This is a genomic window from Streptomyces sp. NPDC053069 (assembly GCF_044546895.1).
Classification (GTDB): Bacteria; Actinomycetota; Actinomycetes; order Streptomycetales; family Streptomycetaceae; genus Streptomyces.
The window spans coordinates 104,477-123,385 of record NZ_JBITZN010000016.1; the positions used below are offsets into that span (position 1 = coordinate 104,477).

The window sequence follows — 18,909 nt, forward strand, 5'->3', positions numbered from 1 at the left end:
CCCCCCTATCACCGCTCACCTGTTCACCCACCCCTGTTCAAGGACTGTCATGCACCTCTCTCCCCGTGTCGCCACGCTGCTCGCCGTCGCGGTGCTGCCGCTGGCCCTCACCGCCTGCTCCCCCGACGACGGGGGCGCGAGCGCCAAGCCGGCCAAGGCGAAGAACCTGAACGCCGGTCTCGTCACCGGTGCGAGGCTGAAGAAGGCACTGGCGCCCGCCTCGGCCTTTCCGTCCGCGCTCACCCTTGAGGCCGCCGGTGCCGCGGACAGCGGCGGCGCCTTCCTCTCCCCGTCCAGCAGGAAGACCGGGAAGCCGGACTGCACCAGGCTGGAGGCGACCTCCTGGATCCAGCTGAGCGGCTTCAAGGGGGGCGTGTCGTTCGCGCAGAACGACTACGCCAACCAGGACAAGACGGAGGAAGTAGCCCAGGAGATCGACCAGTTCCAGGGCACCACGGCGACCGAGGTGATGAAGGGCCTGCGGGACGTCGCCGCCCGGTGCGCCACGTTCACGGACACCGACACGCACGCCAAGGTGAAGCTCACGGGCACGTCCACGGCCGGGCTCGGCGACGAGGCGTACACGATGACGCTGAAGAGCGGCGCCTGGGAGAACGGCACGACGCTGATCGCGGCGCGCTCGGGCAGGTCCGTGGTCACCGTGCTGTCCACGGCGGGCTCCGACAACGGCGCCGCGTCCGCGAAGAAGGTAACGACGGCGATCCTGGCGGCGCTGAAGTAGGAGGCACAGCCGGGCGGCCGGGCCTGAACTCCGGCCGCCCGGCAGCCACCCGTCCCCCGTGAAAGACGCCGATGCCCGTGACGTCCCGCCCCGCCGACAGGACGGCCGCCGAAGAGGCCGCCGCACGAGACCGGGGCCTCCCCGGAACCTCGCTGCGTGCCGCGCTCGGTCTGGGCCTGCTTTGGCCGGACGACGGACGCACCGCCACCCGTGTACGGCGCCCCGTCTTCGCGGCGCTCCGGGCACCGGACGGCCTGCTGGCCGGGCTGGAGCGGGTCGTACTGGGCCCGCAGGCCCTGTCCACGCGGCGGGTGCCGTGGGCCGAACTGCCGTCGCAGATCCGGCGGGCGAGCTGTGCTCGGGGTGCGCAGCCGCTGCTGCGGGCCATGGCCCAGGCGGCCGGCGCGAGGGACGTCGCCCCGCCCGGAGTCACGCACCCCGACCGTCTCCTGGACATGGTCGACCACGGCCTGCTGTACGACATCGCCGGCCGGCTGCCCAGGTCGGAGCAGGCCGGCCGGAGCAGTGGCCGGGCGGCGCGCGAGTTCGCCAGGACGGCCTTCCGCTCGGCCCTGCGCCAACTGGCCCTGCTCGCCGCGCTGGACGCGGGACGGTGCCGGTGGGAGCTGTGCTGGGCGGGTCCCCCGGTGCGCCAGGTGGCACCCGACGGGTCGGCCGAGGCACTGGAGGAGGCCCTGGACCACGCGGTCGCCGAGCCACCGGACACGGCACCACTGCGCGCCCTGCTGTCCGGCGGGGGGCGGGGGCCGTTCTCCGGCAGGCGGCACGGCACTGCCATCCCACGCCATGCCCTGACGGCCTCCCGCTCTCCTTCTCTCCGCCCGCAGCCTCTTCGGTCACCTCTTCAGGCGGCCCGACTCGGAAAGACCCGTATGAACGTCCTGATCGACATAGCCGGTGCCGGCGCCCTCGTCTACGCGGCCGTCACCATCCCGCGCAACGCCCGCAAGGCGCGCGCCGCCCGCGCCGAGGCGAAGGCCAAGGCGCCGGTGAACATCGACCCCGCCCAGTACGGGCTGGTGCCCGCCGCACAGCTCGACACCCGTTTCGCGGGCCCCGATCCGGAGGCCGACGCGGTCGCGGTGGCCGCGCTCGCCGGTGACTGGCGGCGGGCTGCCGCCTACCTGGCCGGAGCGGGTCGCGACTGGGACCTGCGGTGGTACCGGCTCGGCATCCTCACGCACGCCGCCGCCCAGGACGACAGCTGGGTCAAGGCATGGAGAACCGAGCACCCCGACGACCCGTCCGCCGCGCTGGTGCACGCCGACGCGCTCGTCGTGCTCGCGGGCAACGTCCGCGGTGACAAGGGGGCGAAGCACACCACGGCGGAGCAGTTCGAGGGCTTCCGCAGGCTGCTGGCCCAGGCGCTGCCCGCCTGCCAGGAGGCCGCGCGGATGGCACCCGACGATCCCTGCCCCTGGATCGCGCAGATCACCATCGCTCTGGGGCTCGGCTGGTCGCACGACGAGTTCCGGGCGCTGTGGGCCGAGGTCACCGCACGCGACCCGCACCACTTCGGTGCCCACGTCAGCGCCTTGCAGTACTGGTGCGCCAAGTGGCGCGGTTCGCACGAGCTGATGTACGCGTTCGCCGAGCAGGCCGCCGCCTCCGCTCCGCCGGGAAGCCTGCTGCCCGTACTGCGCCTGTACGCGCTGCTGGAGCACGGCACCCGGGAACGCGACGAGCCGGTGTACCACCAGCCGTTCGTGCAGGCGGCCGTGGACGCCACCCTGGACGCCGTGGACCGGGTGCCGGCCGGACACCACCGGCTGCCGGTGGTCCGGCACCTGCTGGCGGACACCCTGTTCCTGACGAAGCGGTACGCGGAGGCAGTCGAGCAGTTCCGGGCGGTCGGCGGACACATCGGCAGCGTGCCCTGGACGTACTCCGGCAACCCGGTCAAGGCCTTCGTCCACGCCCGCACCAACACCTTCGTCCTCTGGGAGAAGGCGGGCCGCCCCGCCCCTCCGCCCCGCGGCCGCGCGACCGGGCGCTGAGGGGACACCCGCGGCTGCAGCGCGTGCCGTCACGAGGCCGCGGGCGCGGGCCCGCGGCTCACCGTGCGCGGAAACGGTCCGGTGCCTTGGTGGGGTTGCCGCCCGTGGGGAGTTTCCGGCCGGGGCAGCCGGTGAGGACCTTCTTCATGGCGGCCTGCTCGGCGGCGGTGACCCACAGGCCGTACTTCTTCTTCACGGCGACCTGGGCGGCCACATAGGTGCAGCGGTACTTCTGGTTGGGCGGCAGCCAGGTGGCCGCGTCGCCGTCTCCCTTGCCTCGGTTGGTGCTCGCGTCGACGGCGATGAGGTTGAGGGGGTCGTTGGCCAGCGCTATGCGTTTGCTCGGGTCCCAGTACTTGGCGCCCTTCTGCCAGGCGTCGGAGAGGGCGACGACATGGTCGATGTCGACCTGGCTGCTGCCGCGCCGGTAGGTGATGTCCTTGCCGGAGTAGGGGTCGGGTTCGAGCAGGCCGTAGGAGACCTTGCAGGCGCCGCCGGTGAACTTCACGTCCTTCAGGTCGCGTTTGAGTATGTCGTCGCGGGTGTCGCAGGAGTTGGAGTCGGTGTCCGCCCACGCGGTGCCGAAGCGGGCCCGGGAATATCCGGTCTTCGGGGCGCGTCCCTTGACGGTCAGTGAGTCGACGGCGGCCAGCGCCGCTCCCCCGCCCTGCGTCCTTCCGGGTCCCGAGGACCCCTTGGTCTGCTCGCTCTTGCAGCCGGTCACGGCGACGGCCATGACGACCACCGCGGTGACCGCCCCGCACCTCAGACGCGTCACGGTACGTCCCCCTCGCTCGCCCTTGTCCGCCCTGCCGGCCGTGGCGGATCGTTCCTGTGCCCACGGTAACGGACCGCCGGCTTCCGTCAGATGGGCACAAAGGGAACCATCAGGTGCAATTCCGACCCGACTTGGGGCACCTGAGAGCTTGGCGGCGGAGCCCGGGGAGTGCGGCCGTGCGCCCGCTCACACCTTGCCTATGCCCAGGGTGGATTCCGAGGGCAGCAGATGGGAGGAGAGGATCGCGACCCAGTAGTCGCCGAGCAGGTCGGCGAGGCGGTCGGTGTCCGTGCGGCCGAGGGTCTGCCAGGGGCGGGCGGCCAGGCGGTCGGTGTGCTCCTCCACACCGCGGCGCAGGGCGCGGCCCGCCTCCGTGGCCGTACCGTCCGCCTCGACCAGGCCCCGGGCGGCCAGCCGGGCGCGGGCGGCCGACCACTGGCCGCTGCTCCAGCCCCGGCTCTCGAACCGTTCGACGGACGCGGCGCCGATCGCGGCGAACGACACCAGGGCCTCGACGGGGTCCAGGTCCGCGAGGAGCAGGGCGGCGATGTGGCCGTCGCCGCGGTGCTCGCGCAGGACGGTGGCCGCGTGCCACAGCTGCAGGTGCGGGGGCTCCGGCCAGGGCAGTTCGGCGTTGGCCGCGGCGAGCGGGCGGCCCGCGGTGCCGGCCGCCTCGGCCGCGCGCCGGGCGAGGGCCGCGGCCTCGGCCAGCTCGGGGCTGTCGACGCGGTCGCCGAGGAGCGTGCGGTAGGTGCGGTCGATGCCCCGCAGGCGTGCCGCGAGGACGTCGCGCGGGCTCGCGATGCTCCAGGCCGCGTCGATGTGTGCGGCGACCATACGGGGGTTGAAGCTGTAGAAGGCAGAGGCCACGCGTTCGGTGCCGGCGGGACCCAACGGGGCGGCGCGCAGCGGGAAGTAGCTCGGCCAGCGGTCGGCCGTGCCGTATCCGAGGGCAGCCGTCTCCTCGAACACCTCGGGCGCGTAGTACAGCACCGCGTGCAGCGGCTCCAGCAGGTGCCACAGCTGACGCACCCGCGCCGCTTCCACCGGCTCCCCCGGGACGGTTCCCTCTCCTACGGCCTTGCCGTCGTGCTCCGACATGACGTGCCCCTCCCCGTCGTCCCGTTCCGCGCGCGACCGCGCGGCCCTGCGGCACGGACAAGACTGCCCGAGACGACCCCGGACTCGTATCGCTTCGGCAGAAGTCGGCGTCCCCGGTTGACCTTGACACCGGCGTCAGGGTCCGAGGATCCGGGCATGAGCGAAGACACCCGCACCCACAGCCCCCGTATCGTCGTCGTCACCGGTGCCGGTACCGGTATCGGCCGGGCCACCGCGCGCGCGTTCGCCGCCGGGGGCGCGCGGGTCGTCGCGGTCGGCCGCCGGGCGGCGCCGCTGGCCGGGACGGCCGACGGGCACCCCGGTATCACGCCGGTGTGCGCCGACCTCACGTCCGAGGACGGCCCCGAGACGGTCGTGCGTACGACGCTGGAGCGGTACGGCCGGATCGACGTCCTCGTCAACAACGCCGGGGTCGTCACCCCCGGATCCCTGCGCAGCTGCACACGCACATCGGTACGTCCGCTGCTGGAGACCAACCTCCTCGCTCCCGTCCTGCTCACCCAGGCCGCGCTGCCGGCGCTGGAGGCCGCCCGGGGTGTGGTGGTGAACGTGACGACCTCCGTCGGTCAGCGCGCCTGGCCCGGCAACTCCCTCTACGCGGCGGGCAAGACCGCCCTGGAGACGCTGACCCGCAGCTGGGCCGTGGAGCTCGCGCCGCACGGGGTGCGGGTGGTCGCCGTGGCGCCCGGTGCGATCGACACCCCCATCGGTGAGCACTCCGGTCTCGGCCCCGAGCAGGTGGCGGGGCTGCGCACATGGCAGCGGGAGCACACCCCGCTCGGCAGGATCGGCCGCCCGGAGGAGGTCGCCTGGGCGATCACCGGGCTCGCCTCCCCGCAGGCGTCGTTCGTGACGGGAGTGGTGCTGCCCGTGGACGGCGGGGCGGTCGTCGCCTGACGGCCGGCCTCAGGGACCCGTGTCCCCCGCCTCCCGCAGCGCCGCCGCCAGCCGGTCCCGTACCGCCGTCTGCGTCGCGATCCGCGCGTCCAGCACCGCCAGCCGGTCCCGGGCGACCCCGAGGCCCTTGGCGGAGGCGGGGCCGGCGGTGACGTCACCGTCCAGGCAGGGCAGGAACACCCGGACGTCGTCCAGGGTGAGGCCCGCCTCCAGCAGGTGCCGGATGTTGCGGACGCGGACCGCGGTACGGGCCTCGTACTCCCGGTAGCCGTTGGCGGCGCGGGCGGAGGTGATCAGGCCCTGCTGCTCGTAGTGGCGCAGGGCGCGCGGTGTCGCCCCGGTCGCCGCCGCCAGTTCACCGATCCTCATGTCCCCCCTTGCGACTCCTACGAACCCAGGACCGAGGCGAGGAACTCCCCGACCCAGCCCAGCAGTTCGCGGCCGACCAGCGGCTTGCCGCCGACCTTCGCGGTCTTCGGGCGCGGGACCAGCACCTGGTGCACGGCCGGTTTGATGACCGTGCCCGGGTACAGGCGCTTGACGCGCAGCTCCTGCGACTCGCGCAACTCCACCGGTGCGAAGCGGATGTTGGTGCCCTGCAGGACGATCTCACCGACCCCGCACGCGCGCGCGAGCATCCTGAGGCCGGCCACCAGCAGCAGGTTCTCCACCGGTTCGGGCAGCTTGCCGTAGCGGTCGGTGAGTTCCTCGCGGACGGCCTTGATGTCCTCCTCCGAGTTGGCGGAGGCGATGGCCCGGTACGCCTGCAGGCGCAGCCGCTCGCCGGGCGCGTAGTCGTGCGGGACGTGCGCGTCGACGGGCAGCTCGATCTTGACCTCCAGCGGCGCCTCCTCCTCGATCTCGCCGGTCTCCAGCTGGCGCCGGTAGTCCGCGACGGCCTCGCCGACCATGCGGACGTACAGGTCGAAGCCGACGCCCGCGATGTGGCCGGACTGTTCGCCGCCGAGGAGGTTGCCGGCGCCGCGGATCTCCAGGTCCTTCATCGCCACGTACATGCCCGCACCCATCTCGGTGTGCTGGGCGATCGTCGCCAGGCGCTCGTGCGCGGTCTCCGTCAGCGGCTTCTCCGGCGGGTACAGGAAGTAGGCGTAACCGCGCTCGCGGCCTCGGCCGACCCGGCCGCGCAGCTGGTGCAGCTGGGACAGGCCGAAGGTGTCGCCGCGCTCCACGATCAGGGTGTTGGCGTTGGAGATGTCGATGCCGGACTCGACGATCGTCGTCGAGACGAGGACGTCGAACTTCTTCTCCCAGAAGTCGACGACGACCTGCTCCAGCGCCGATTCCGACATCTGGCCGTGGGCCGTGGCGATGCGTGCCTCGGGGACGATCTCGCGCAGCCGGGCGGCCGCGCGGTCGATGGACTCGACCCGGTTGTGGATGTAGAAGACCTGGCCCTCGCGCAGCAGTTCGCGGCGGATGGCGGCGCCGATCTGCTTCTCCTCGTACGGCCCGACGAAGGTGAGCACCGGGTGGCGCTCCTCCGGGGGCGTGGTGATCGTGGACATCTCACGGATGCCGGTGACCGCCATCTCCAGGGTGCGCGGGATGGGTGTGGCGGACATGGTCAGCACGTCCACGTTGGCGCGGAGCTTCTTCAGCTGCTCCTTGTGCTCGACGCCGAAGCGCTGCTCCTCGTCGACGATGACCAGGCCCAGGTCCTTGAACTTCGTCTCGGAGGAGAACAGGCGGTGGGTGCCGATGACGACGTCCACCGCGCCGTCCTTCAGGCCCTCCAGGACGGCCTTGGCCTCGGTGTCGGTCTGGAAACGGGACAGCGCCTTCACGCTCACCGGGAACTGCGCGTACCGCTCGGAGAACGTCCCGAAGTGCTGCTGCACCAGCAGGGTCGTGGGCACGAGGACGGCCACCTGCTTGCCGTCCTGTACGGCCTTGAAGGCGGCCCGCACCGCGATCTCGGTCTTGCCGTAGCCGACGTCGCCGCAGATCAGGCGGTCCATGGGGACCGACTTCTCCATGTCCTCCTTGACCTCGGCGATGGTCGTGAGCTGGTCGGGGGTCTCCGCGTAGGGGAAGGCGTCCTCCAGCTCGCGCTGCCAGGGCGTGTCGGTGCCGAAGGAGTGTCCGGGGGCGGCCATGCGCGCGCTGTACAGCTTGATCAGGTCGGCGGCGATCTCCTTGACCGCCTTCTTCGCGCGTGCCTTGGTCTTCGTCCAGTCGGCGCCGCCGAGCCGGTGCAGGGTGGGCGCCTCACCGCCGACGTACTTGGTGATCTGCTCCAGCTGGTCGGTCGGGATGTACAGCCGGTCGCCGGGCTGGCCGCGCTTGGCGGGCGCGTACTCCACGACCAGGTACTCGCGGGTGGCGCCCTGCACGGTGCGCTGCACCATCTCGATGTAGCGGCCGACGCCGTGCTGTTCGTGGACGATGTAGTCGCCCGGCTCCAGGGTGAGCGGGTCGATGGTCTTGCGGCGCCGGGCCGGCATCCGGGCGCCGTCCCGGGTGGCGGTGCGCTGGCCGGACAGGTCGGTCTCGGTGAGCACGGCGAGTTTCAGCGCCGGGTCGACGAAGCCGTACTCGATCGAGCCGCAGGAGACGTGCACCACCGACGGGCTCAGCTCGCCGAGGTCGGCGTCGAGCCGTGCGGCGATGCCCTCGCCGCCGAGCACCTCGACCGTGCGGGCGGCCGGGCCGTGGCCCTCGGTGACGAACACCGCGCGCCAGCCGTCGGCGAGCCAGCCCTTGGTGTCGGCGAGGGCCCGCGCGGTGTCGCCGCGGTAGGTCTCGGGCGCGTGCATGCCGAGCTTGAGGGTGTCCGCGTCGAGCTCCTCGTCCGCCGCGAAGGGCGAGACCGACCACCACATCATGTCCAGCTCGCGTGCGCGGTCGCGGACGTCGGCGATGGACCACAGGGAGGCGGCGCCGACGTCGATGGGGGCCTCGCCGCCGCCGGCGGTGGCCGCCCAGGAGGCCTGCAGGAACTCCTGGCTGGTCGCGACGAGATCGGCGGCGCGCGTGCGGACCCGCTCCGGGTCGCAGACCACGGCCATGGCGCCCTTGGGCAGGACGTCGAGCAGCAGCTCCATGTCGTCGACCAGGACGGGGGCGAGGGACTCCATGCCCTCGACCGCGATGCCCTCGGCGATCTTGTTCAGGAGTTCACCCAGTTCCGGGTGCTCCTCGGCGAGGGCCCGCGCGCGTGCGCGTACGTCGTCGGTGAGCAGCAGTTCGCGGCACGGCGGTGCCCACAGGCCGTGTGCGGCGACTTCGAGGGAGCGCTGGTCGGCGACCTTGAAGTAGCGGATCTCCTCGACGTCGTCGCCCCAGAACTCGACGCGCAGGGGGTGTTCCTCGGTGGGCGGGAAGACGTCCAGGATGCCGCCGCGCACGGCGAACTCGCCGCGCTTCTCGACGAGCTCCACGCGCGCGTAGGCGGCGGCCGCGAGGGCGTCCACGACATCGTTCAGGTCGGCGGTCTGCCCGGTCCTCAGGGATACCGGCTCCAGGTCGCCGAGGCCCTTGACCTGCGGCTGCAGCACGGAGCGCACGGGCGCCACGACGACGGAGACCGGGCCGGTCTCGGGGTCGTCGGGGCGGGGGTGGGCGAGGCGGCGCAGCACGGCGAGACGGCGGCCGACGGTGTCGCTGCGCGGGCTGAGCCGCTCGTGCGGGAGGGTCTCCCAGGAGGGGTACTCCACGACGCCCTCCGGGGGGAGGAGGGAGCGCAGGGCTGCCGCCAGGTCCTCGGCCTCGCGGCCCGTCGCCGTGACCGCGAGCACGGGGCGGCCGGCCTCGCGGGCGAGGGCGGCGACCGCGAAGGGGCGGGCCGCCGGGGGGCCGACGAGGTCGACGTGCATGCGGTTGCCGTCCGCGGCCGCCGTGATCGCTTCCGCGAGGGCGGGGTCCTTGACGACGGCGTCGAGCAGACCGTGCAGGCTCATGGGGGCTTTCCGTCCGGGGTGGGCAACGCAAGTAGCCCGGCGCGGGTGGCAGCCGGGGCTGTCCAGCCTACGACGCCGGCGGCGTTGCCGTCGGGGGCTGTGGACAACCCTCCCGTTGTGCACCGGCCGAACGGCCCGGCAGAAACAACCCGGCAGAAACAACCCGGTGCCGGGAAGTCTCCAGGACTCCCCGGCACCGGGTCTTCCCCCGCAACCCCCGTATGCGGTGGTCATCGGTCCGGCCTGCGCAGCCGGTCCGTCGCACGGCCGGCCCGGCTGCACGGCCGGCCCGGCTGCGCGGCTAGTCCGTCGCGATGGCGTTCAGTACGTTCATCCGGCCCGCACGGAACGCCGGGACCAGCGCGGCGAACAGACCCACGAAGGCCGAGGCGGCGAAGACCGTGATGATCGTCGGCCAGGGGATGTCCAGGATGGTCAGGCCCTTCAGGGCGAGGAGCTTCTGGGCGGTCGCGCCCCAGCCCATGCCCAGGCCGAGGCCGAGCAGGGCGCCGAAGACGGCGATCACCACGGACTCCAGGCGGATCATGCGGCGCAGCTGGCGGCGGGAGAGACCGATGGCCCGCATGAGGCCGATCTCCCGGGTCCGCTCGACCACCGACAGCGCCAGGGTGTTCACGACACCCAGGACCGCGACGATGATCGCGAGTGCCAGCAGGCCGTAGATCATGTTCAGCAGCTGGCCGATCTGGTCCTTCAGCTCCTTCTTGTAGTCGGTCTGGTCGCGCACGGTCACGTCGGGGTTGTCGTGCAGGGCCGCCTTCAGCGCCTGGTAGGCGGCTGCCTGCTGCCCGTCCTCGGCCATGGCGAAGAGGAGCTGGTCCTGCGGCATCCTGTCGGCGGGGACGTACGTGGCCATCGTCCGGATGGACGTGTACTTCGCGCCCGCGTCGATGAGCCCGTCGCTGCTGGTGATCGCCCGTACGGTCAGGCGGCCCGTGGAACCGTCCGCGAAGGCCACGGCGATCCTGGAGCCGAGCCGGATGCCGTGCTCCTCGGCGAACTTCTCGGGTACCGACATCGAGTCGGGCCGGTAGGCGTCCTTCAGCTCGCCGGCGACCGTCTTGGTCCGCACGTCGCTCGCGAAGGCCGGGTCGGCGGCCATGATCGTGGTGTTCTTGAGGGTGTGGCCGTCCGGCATGGTGAAGTCCGCGTCGGTCCACTTGTACTCGGTGACCCGCTTGAGGCCGGCCGTCTCCTTGACGGCCTTGACCGCCTGCGGGGTGAGGAGCCCGCCCGGGGTGTCGCTCTGGATGATGAAGTCCGTGCCGACGGTCTTGTCGAGCTGGTCGGTGGCCGAGGCGACCATGGAGGAGCCGACCACCGACAGGCAGGCCACCAGGGCCAGACCGATCATCAGGGCCGCGCCGGTGGCGCCGGTGCGGCGCGGGTTGCGCAGCGCGTTGCGCTCGGCCATCCGGCCCACGGGGCCGAAGACCCGCAGGATGACGGCGCCGAGGACCCGGACCAGTCCGCCGGCGAGCAGCGGTCCGATGACGACGAAGCCGACCAGCGTGGCCACCACACCCAGGCCCAGCCATCCCGAGCCGGCCGTGGCCTTGTCGGCGGTGGCGGCGGCGTACAGGCTCCAGCCGCCGGCGGCGGTGAGGACCAGGCCGATGGCGGCCCGGACGGTGCCGGCCCTGGCGTCGGCCGGGGCACCGGCGTCGCGCAGCGCGGCCATCGGGGAGACCTTGCCGGCGCGCCGGGCGGGCAGATAGGCGGCCAGGACGGTGACCACGACGCCCAGGAGCAGGCCGACGCCGGGGGTCGTCCAGGCGACGGTGAGGTCGTCGGTGGACAGGTGCATGCCCATCCTGCCCATGAGCTTCATCAGGCCGACGGCGATGCCGATGCCCGCGCCGACACCGAGCAGGGAGCCGATCACGCCGAGCAGCAGCGCCTCGATCAGCACCGACCGGTTGACCTGCTTGCGGGAGGAGCCGATGGCGCGCATCAGGCCGATCTCGCGGGTGCGCTGGGCGACCAGCATGGAGAAGGTGTTGATGATCAGGAAGATGCCGACCAGGAAGGCGATCCCGGCGAAGCCGAGCATCGCGTACTTCATGACGTTCAGGAAGCTCTTGACGCTCTTCTGGTTGGCGTCGGCGACCTCCTTGGCGGTCTGCACCTTGTAGGCGTGACCGAGGGCCGCGCTCACGTTCTTCTTCAGCTGCGCGTCGGTCACCCCCTGGGCGGCGGTGACGTTGACGTCGGTGTAGACGCCGGTCCTTCCGACCAGGGTCTGCTGGGCGGTCCTCGTGTCCAGGTAGAAGATCGCCGCGCCCGGGTTGGTGACCTTGAAGGCGGCGATGCCGGACACGCGCGCGTGGTGGGTGCCCACGACCGAGATCACGCCGATCTCGTCACCGAGCTTCAGGTGGTGCTTGTCGGCGGTGTCCTCGTCGACCATGACCTGGTCAGGGCCCTTGGGCGCCGTACCGGTGGTGATCTCCATGGTGCGGGCGTCGTTGCCGTTCCAGCTGCCGACGATGGTGGGCGCACCGCTGCTGGGCGACAGCTTGTCCTTCTTGGCGTCGACGACGGTCACCGAGGTGGAGAACACCGTCCCCTCGGCCTTCCGCACGCCCTCGGCACCCCGGACCGTGCCGAGCACGGAGGCCGGCATGACCGGCGGCCTGCCGGTACGGGAGGTCGTCTGACCGGTGTCGGAGGAGCCCTTCGCGCTGACCGTCACGTCCGAGGCCGTGGCCTGGAAGAGCTTGTCGAAGGTGGTGTTCATCGTGTCGGTGAACACGAGGGTGCCGCACACGAAGGCGACGGACAGCAGGACCGCGACCGCCGACAGCGCCATCCGGCCCTTGTGCGCGAAGAAGTTGCGCATCGAGGTCTTGAGCACGGTCATGACGTGCGGCCCCGGGCGTCGAAGTCCTTCATGCGGTCCAGGACCTGATCGGCCGTCGGCTGGTACATCTCGTCGACGATCCGGCCGTCGGCGAGGTAGAGCACACGGTCGGCGTAGGAGGCGGCCACCGGGTCGTGGGTGACCATCACGATGGTCTGGCCGAGTTCGTCCACCGAGCGGCGCAGGAAGCCCAGGACCTCCGCGCCCGCGCGCGAGTCGAGGTTTCCGGTCGGCTCGTCCCCGAAGATGATCTCCGGGCGGGCGGCGAGCGCACGGGCCACGGCGACCCGCTGCTGCTGGCCGCCGGAGAGCTGGGCCGGCCGGTGCTTGAGGCGTCCGGCGAGCCCGACGGTCTCCACCACACGGTCCAGCCACTCCCGGTCCGGCTTGCGCCCTGCGATGTCCATGGGCAGCGTGATGTTCTCCAGCGCGTTCAGCGTCGGCAGCAGGTTGAACGCCTGGAAGATGAACCCGATCCGGTCCCGTCGCAGCTGGGTGAGCTTCTTGTCCTTCAGGCCGGTGATCTCGGTCTCGTCCAGGAAGATCTGACCGCCGGTCACGGTGTCGAGTCCGGCGAGGCAGTGCATCAGCGTGGACTTGCCGGACCCCGAGGGGCCCATGATCGCGGTGAACTGGCCGCGCATGATGTCCACGTCGACGTGATCGAGGGCGACGACACGGGTCTCCCCGGACCCGTACGCCTTCACGACCTGCCGCGCCCGCGCGGCAACGGCCGTAGGCCCTCCAGTGCCCCCGTGCCTGGGAATGGTCACAGCCGATGTCACGGTATGTCTCCTATATCGGTTGGCAAGTCGTGTGGTGCGTCAGGGATGCCCCGGTGCGCCGGGGCGTCGTTCCGGTACGCCGTCGAGTCTCGCGGCCGGCGGGGCCCTCGCGCGCTGGTGCGAAGCCCCCTGTCTTCTGGGGGAAAACCCCACCCCGCCGGTGCGGGTCGCCCCCCCAGCGGCGTAAAGCCAGGTTAAGGACCGGACCCGGCCCGTCTCGTCCTCCGCCGGAACGAACCCTCCCCGAGCCGTAGTACGGAGATACCCCTAGGGGTGCTCCACCCCCGGGCGGAGTCGTTCTCGGGGTCGTCTCCACCCTTCGGCCCGGCAAGCCTCCACCCTCCCGTTGCGTGAGGGTCAATGGGAAGCTGTCGTACCGGAGACAGGTGCAAGGGGCACGGGGAGGGGCTTCCGGTGGGGCGTACGACACCCGCGATACGCGGCGGAACGGTCCGGCGGCGGGACACCGGGCGGCGGGGCGCGGTGGTCGCCGCGCTGATGCTGGCGATGGCGCTGGCCGCGCTGGACGCCACCATCGTCTCCACGGCCGTACCGCAGATCGTCGGCGATCTCGGCGGGTTCTCCGTCTTCTCCTGGCTCTTCTCCGGCTATCTGCTCGCCGTGACCGTCACGCTCCCCGTCTACGGCAAGCTCTCCGACACCTTCGGCCGCAAGCCGGTGCTGGTGGCGGGCGCGGCCGTGTTCCTGCTGGGCTCGCTGCTGTGCGCGGGCGCCTGGAACATGGCGGCGCTGATCGCGTTCCGGATCGTGCAGGGCCTGGGCGGCGGGGCCCTGCAGGGCACCGTGCAGACGCTGGCCGCCGATCTGTATCCGCTGGCGGAACGCCCGAAGATCCAGTCCAAGCTGTCCACGGTGTGGGCGGTGTCGGCGGTGGCCGGACCGGGCCTCGGCGGGGTGCTCGCCGCGTACGCCGACTGGCGCTGGATCTTCCTGGTCAACCTGCCGATCGGTTGCGCCGCGCTCTGGCTGATCGTCCGTCATCTGCACGAGCCGGAGCGGGAGACGCCGCAGAACCCGGACAGCACGGCACGCGCGCGTGTGGACTGGGCCGGCGCGCTCGCGGTGTTCGCGTGCGGCGGGGTGCTGCTGACCGCGCTGGTGCAGGGCGGGGTGGCCTGGGCGTGGCTGTCGGCGCCCTCGCTGGCGCTGTTCGGCACGGGGCTCGCCCTGGCCGGGGTCGTGGTGTGGGTGGAGCGGCGGGCGACCGAACCGATCATCCCCGGGTGGGTGTGGCGCCGCCGTACGATCGCGGCCGTCAATCTGGCGCTCGGCGCGCTGGGGCTGCTGATGGTGGCGCCGAGCGTGTTCCTGCCGACGTACGCGCAGTCGGTGCTCGGGCTCGGTCCGGCGGCCGCCGGTCTGGTGCTGTGCGTGTGGACGTTGACCTGGTCGGGGTCGGCTGCGCTCAGCCAGCACGTGTACCGGCGCATCGGCTTCCGCGACACCGCGCTGCTCGGTATCGGGCTGGGCGCGCTGATCCTGCTCGCCTTCCCGTTGCTGCCGTATCCCGGTTCCTGGTGGCAGCCGATGCTCCTGATGCTGCTGCTCGGCGGCGCGCTGGGGCTTTTCCAGCTGCCGCTGATCATCGGGGTGCAGTCGACGGTGGGCTGGTCGGAGCGGGGCACGACGACCGCGTCGGTGCTGTTCTGCCGGCAGACCGGGCAGACCGTGGGCGCTTCCGTCTTCGGTGCCGTCGCCAACGGGGTGCTGGCGGCGCGGCTGGGCGGAGCGGGCGACCTGGAGTCCGTCACGCGCGCGTTGGCCGCCGGTACGGCCCCGGAGGCGACCCGGCGGGCGATCGCCGACGCGGTGCACGCGGTGTACCTCGGTGCGGCGGGCGCGGCGGCGCTGGCCTTCGTGGTGCTGCTGGTGGTGGCGCCGCGGCGGTTTCCGGTGCGGCAGGAGTAGCCGTACGGCGCCGCTCCCGGTACGGCGACGCGCCCCGGGCGGGACCGTGGGGGATGTCGGTCCCGCCCGGGGCGGTGTCGAGGGATACCGGAGTCAGTCCAGCCGGCCCTCCCTTCTCGCGGCCCGCGCCCGGCCCTGGTACGGGCCCGGCGGGGGCGGGTGGTGCGGGCCCGGCACGGGCGGGTGGCGCGGGCCGGGCGGCCCTGCTAGGCGGGCACGGCGGACAGGACCTCCGTGGTGCACGCGCCGAACTGGTTGCCGAGGGCGTTCAGCAGGTGCGCGGCCGCGTAGCTCTGGGAGTTGTAGATGCTGCGGTCGGTGTCCAGCACCGCCCTGCGGCCGTGCATGGCCCGGGTGTTGTCGACCAGGACGACGTCGCCGTCGACCCAGTTGATCTCCTCGGTCACCGACTCGGTGACGTCGCGCACCTCGTCCCACAGCCACTCGGGCAGCTCACTGCCGTCCGCGAAGGTGATCTTCGGCGGTTCGTAGTTGTACGACGGGCCGAGCATGCTGTTGGCGAAGGACTGGCGGCGGCCGAACAGCGTGGAGTGCACGGCCGGGGTGCGGTAGGCGTAGGTGAGGTAGCCGTCCTCGTCGACGTGGAAGGTGGTGTGGCCGGGGCCGGTGGCCAGGCTCTGCACGTCGTGAACGGTGATGTCCTCGACGTCTTTGACCCCCTCCAGCTGGAACTGGGTGAACGCCTTCCACATCGCCTCGCTGACCCTGCGGGTGTAGACGATGTCCTGCTCCTTGAAGGCACGCTTGGCCTGCGGGCTGAACCGCTCCCAGGCCGCGTACCCGTCGCACACGGTGGTCTGCGAGCCGGACTTGGCGGCCTTCTCGCACAGGAACCAGGTGAGCGTCGGCACGAACGGGCTGTTGCCGTTCTCGATGTGCAGACCGAGCGCCTCGGTTCCGGCGTCGACCTTCTGGGCGACGTTGCCGCCGAAGAAGGTGCGGGCCGGGTCGAGGGTGACCTTGTCGGAGTGGGCGCGGACGAAGTCGGAGAACTCCTCCAGGCTCGGGTCGAAGCCGCGGAAGAGCAGGAAGCCGGTCTCCGCGAGGACGTTCATCACCTGCTTGGGCTGCAGATCGGCGAGGTTCCCGCCGGGGCGGGCCATGGCGATCCTGCCGAGGCCGTTTCCGTAGCGTATGAGGTCGACGCCGGCGATCATGGTGTGGGTGTCTCCTTTGTGCACAGGCGAAGCCGGTGCTTCGCGACAGTGGTGAATCGGTCGGTGCGGTTCACACGGCCACCGGCATCCGGTCAGGCACGGCCGGCTCCGCGAGGAACGCGGCGATGACCGGGCGGCGCGGGCGGCCCGTGACGGTGAAGAACCGCAGGTACAGGTCCTCGTCGGCGACGAACACCGTGGGCTCCTGGACCCGTTCGACGATCGAGAGGTGACGCTCGCCGTGCGCGGCGATCTCCCGTTCGGCCTCGGCCGGGTCGGTGCCCGGTTCCACCAGGAACAGGCCCTGCAGGGCGGTCAGTCCGTCGCCGCTGACGGCGACCGCCCGGACGAAGGGCAGCGTGGTGTACGACGCCTCCACCCATTCCGGTGCGACATTGCGGCCGGAGGCGGTGATGATGACGTTCTTCTTGCGGCCGACGATGCGGACGAACCCGTCGTCGTCGATGGTCGCGAGGTCCCCGGTGTGCAGCCAGCCGTCCTCGTCCAGCGCGCAGCTGGAGGGGTCGGTGCGGCTGTAGCCGGCGAACAGGGAGGCGCTGCGCACCAGCAGCTCCCCGTCGTGGGCCAGGCGTACGGTCACGTGCGGCAGCGGGCGGCCGACGGTGCCGATACGGCGGGCGGTGGGGGTGTTCCAGCAGACCACCGAGCTGTTCTCGCTGAGCCCGTAGCCCTCGTGCACGGGCATGCCGTGCGCCTCCAGGCGGTGCAGCACCTGCGGGGTGACCGGGGCGCCGCCGCAGCAGATCAGCGGGGCCGGTGAGCGGCCGAACAGGGCCTCGGCGGCGGCCCGTTGTCCGGCTCCCTGGTCCACGGCGAGCCGTTCGGCCTCCGCGGCGAGCACCTCGGCCAGGGCGGGGGTGACCACCAGGGCGCTGGGCGCGGCGGCCGCCAGGTAGGGCAGGACGCGCTGAGGTGCGGTCGCGGAGGTGCCGACCAGGGGTGCCGACGGGGGCAGCAGGACCACCGTGCCGCGGTCGGCGAGGACCAGGTAGACGGCGGTGACCTGCTCGATCAGCAGACTGAAGGGGACCAGGGAGAGATAGCGGGTGTAGGAGCCGGCGGGCATCTCCTGGTGCAGCGAGTCCACCAGGGCGTTCACCCCGGCCGAGCGGATCCGCACGCCCTTGGGGCGGGAGGTGGTGCCGGAGGTGTGGATGACCTTGCAGATCCAGTCCGGCCGGGCGGCCGGGGGCGCGGCGTGCGCGGGCACGGCGGACTCGGGTGCCGGGGACGCGGGTGCCGCGGGTGCCGCGGGTGCCGCGGGCAGGAAGTGCGCCGGTGCCGGGGCGTCCAGCAACTCCTCGATGTCGACCAGGAGATGACCGCAGTCGGCAGGGATGACGGGCGTCTCTGCGGACCACTGGGCGAGCCGCTCCCAGCCGGCCTGGTCGGTCAGGACGACGTCGATGTCCTCCAGCAGCCCGGCGGCCTGCTCGGGCGAGAAGGCCAGCGGTACGGGCACCTCGGTGGCCCGGTGCTGCAACAGCGCCAGGTCGGCGACGAGGAACTCGGGGGTGTTGCCCATGGCCACGCCCACCTTGAGGCGTTCGCCGCGGGCCGGCCAGCGGTCCAGCAGGGAGCGCAGCGCGGCTGTGGCGCAGCCCATCTGGCGGTAGGTGTAGCGGGCCGCGGTCCGCCCGTCCTCACCGAGCACCTCCACCAGGGGCAGGTCCTGTGCGGCGGGGTCGGCCAGCGCGGCGGCGGTGCGCTCCTCCAGCAGAGCGCCGTACTTGTCGTGGGCGTCAGGCAGCGGCATCGGCGAGCACCTTCTCCCGGCGGTCGGCGGTGAGTTCGATGTCCAGGCCGCTGAAGCGGTAGCGGCCGGTGGTGGAGGACAGCAGGGCGCCGATGGCGTGCAGGGGGATGACGCCGGTGCGCGGGGTCTGCTGGTAGTACGTCCCCCAGCGCTCCCGCTCGAAGTCGTCCAGGGTGGAGGCGTCGGCGGAGACGATCGGCTTGAAGGGGATGCCGAGCCGGTCCAGAGTGCGGGCGAGCTGGCCGGTGGCCGTGCACAGGATGTAGCGCAGGCCCTGGCACCAGGCGATGATCGGGGTGAGCCGGATCAGTTCCAGGCCGGAGCGGTCGCCGCCGCCGGCGAGGGAGCCGATCTCCACGATGGAGTCACGGGTGCAGGTGGCGCCGGTGACCCGGGCGACGGCCTCCTCGACGGGTTCGCCGCCGAGATAGCGCTCGGAGAAGAAGCCCCGCTCCGAGTCGAACGTCATGCCGACGCAGGCGAGAATGCGATCGGCCGGGTCCGTGCCGTCGTACTCCTCCTGCTGTGGGCCGGAGGCGACGATGAAATAGTCCGGGGCGGGTATGACATCGGCACCGAATGCCTTCGAATACCGTTCCCTGGCGAAGTCGCTGGCGTTGCTCCAGCTGGGCGTCAGACGATTGGCGACAGTAATGCGCACGATTGTCTCCTCACATTTCCGGTTCCCTGGGAACACCGTTCGCTGCGGTGTCCGCCGAGGGACCTCGACGTGATCCATCTTCGGGATCCGGAAAGCCGGGAAAAAGTCGCGAGAAACAGTGTCTTGACCGTGGCCGGGACGGCTGATATTCGCGCGTACCGCGCGCGCCCCGCCACTGAGGAGAACAGCGGCGGGGCGGAGGAAAGGACGCGTTGTTC

At 72.0% G+C, this 18,909-nt stretch carries 13 protein-coding genes; 4 read left to right on the forward strand and 9 right to left on the reverse strand.

The window, feature by feature from the left end; all coding sequences use genetic code 11:
* Positions 1 to 49: 49 nt before the first annotated feature.
* Positions 50 to 742 (forward strand): hypothetical protein, encoded by a 693-nt coding sequence (locus tag ACIGXP_RS31415; RefSeq protein ID WP_363215471.1) that lies wholly within the window; start codon positions 50 to 52, stop codon positions 740 to 742.
* A gap of 71 nt (positions 743 to 813) precedes the next feature.
* Positions 814 to 2,760, forward strand: coding sequence for a hypothetical protein (locus ACIGXP_RS31420; protein ID WP_399774082.1), 1,947 nt, complete (start codon positions 814 to 816; stop codon positions 2,758 to 2,760).
* Between the two features lie 58 nt (positions 2,761 to 2,818).
* Here the strand turns inward: ACIGXP_RS31420 and ACIGXP_RS31425 are convergent, their stop codons facing one another.
* Positions 2,819 to 3,538 carry an HNH endonuclease family protein gene (locus ACIGXP_RS31425; RefSeq protein WP_399774085.1) on the reverse strand — a complete coding sequence of 240 codons (720 nt, stop codon included), beginning with the start codon at positions 3,536 to 3,538 and terminating at the stop codon, positions 2,819 to 2,821.
* A 186-nt stretch (positions 3,539 to 3,724) separates the two neighbouring features.
* Positions 3,725 to 4,639 (reverse strand): hypothetical protein, encoded by a 915-nt coding sequence (locus tag ACIGXP_RS31430; protein ID WP_363215467.1) that lies wholly within the window; start codon positions 4,637 to 4,639, stop codon positions 3,725 to 3,727.
* A 156-nt stretch (positions 4,640 to 4,795) separates the two neighbouring features.
* Between ACIGXP_RS31430 and ACIGXP_RS31435 the strand changes: the two genes are divergently transcribed.
* On the forward strand, positions 4,796 to 5,557 hold the full coding sequence (locus ACIGXP_RS31435; protein WP_399774088.1) for an SDR family NAD(P)-dependent oxidoreductase: 762 nt from the start codon (positions 4,796 to 4,798) through the stop codon (positions 5,555 to 5,557).
* A 9-nt stretch (positions 5,558 to 5,566) separates the two neighbouring features.
* Here ACIGXP_RS31435 and ACIGXP_RS31440 read toward each other — a convergent pair whose 3' ends face one another.
* From ACIGXP_RS31440 to ACIGXP_RS31455, 4 genes are all read right to left on the reverse strand, one after another.
* On the reverse strand, positions 5,567 to 5,926 hold the full coding sequence (locus ACIGXP_RS31440; RefSeq protein ID WP_363215465.1) for a MerR family transcriptional regulator: 360 nt from the start codon (positions 5,924 to 5,926) through the stop codon (positions 5,567 to 5,569).
* A gap of 17 nt (positions 5,927 to 5,943) precedes the next feature.
* Entirely contained in the window at positions 5,944 to 9,477 is a 3,534-nt protein-coding gene (mfd, locus tag ACIGXP_RS31445) for a transcription-repair coupling factor (protein WP_399774091.1), read from the reverse strand.
* Between the two features lie 301 nt (positions 9,478 to 9,778).
* A complete protein-coding gene (locus ACIGXP_RS31450) occupies positions 9,779 to 12,361 on the reverse strand; it encodes an ABC transporter permease (protein ID WP_399774094.1) in 2,583 nt (860 codons plus the stop codon).
* Positions 12,358 to 13,146, reverse strand: coding sequence for an ABC transporter ATP-binding protein (locus ACIGXP_RS31455; protein WP_363215462.1), 789 nt, complete (start codon positions 13,144 to 13,146; stop codon positions 12,358 to 12,360). The genes ACIGXP_RS31450 and ACIGXP_RS31455 overlap by 4 nt, the downstream gene beginning before the upstream one ends.
* 414 nt (positions 13,147 to 13,560) lie before the next feature.
* Between ACIGXP_RS31455 and ACIGXP_RS31460 the strand changes: the two genes are divergently transcribed.
* The gene (locus ACIGXP_RS31460) at positions 13,561 to 15,075 is read left to right on the forward strand and encodes an MFS transporter (protein ID WP_399774097.1); all 1,515 of its coding nucleotides are present in this window, start codon (positions 13,561 to 13,563) and stop codon (positions 15,073 to 15,075) included.
* Positions 15,076 to 15,281: 206 nt separating this feature from the next.
* On the opposite strand, the gene ACIGXP_RS31465 is transcribed toward ACIGXP_RS31460, so the two are convergent.
* The 3 genes from ACIGXP_RS31465 to ACIGXP_RS31475 all read right to left on the reverse strand — a co-directional run bounded on the left by ACIGXP_RS31465 (position 15,282) and on the right by ACIGXP_RS31475 (position 18,691).
* On the reverse strand, positions 15,282 to 16,253 hold the full coding sequence (locus ACIGXP_RS31465) for a TauD/TfdA family dioxygenase (protein ID WP_363215460.1): 972 nt from the start codon (positions 16,251 to 16,253) through the stop codon (positions 15,282 to 15,284).
* A gap of 70 nt (positions 16,254 to 16,323) precedes the next feature.
* Positions 16,324 to 18,030 (reverse strand): AMP-binding protein, encoded by a 1,707-nt coding sequence (locus ACIGXP_RS31470; RefSeq protein WP_399774099.1) that lies wholly within the window; start codon positions 18,028 to 18,030, stop codon positions 16,324 to 16,326.
* Positions 18,017 to 18,691 carry a thermostable hemolysin gene (locus tag ACIGXP_RS31475; protein ID WP_363215458.1) on the reverse strand — a complete coding sequence of 225 codons (675 nt, stop codon included), beginning with the start codon at positions 18,689 to 18,691 and terminating at the stop codon, positions 18,017 to 18,019. The genes ACIGXP_RS31470 and ACIGXP_RS31475 overlap by 14 nt, the downstream gene beginning before the upstream one ends.
* Positions 18,692 to 18,909: the final 218 nt, after the last annotated feature.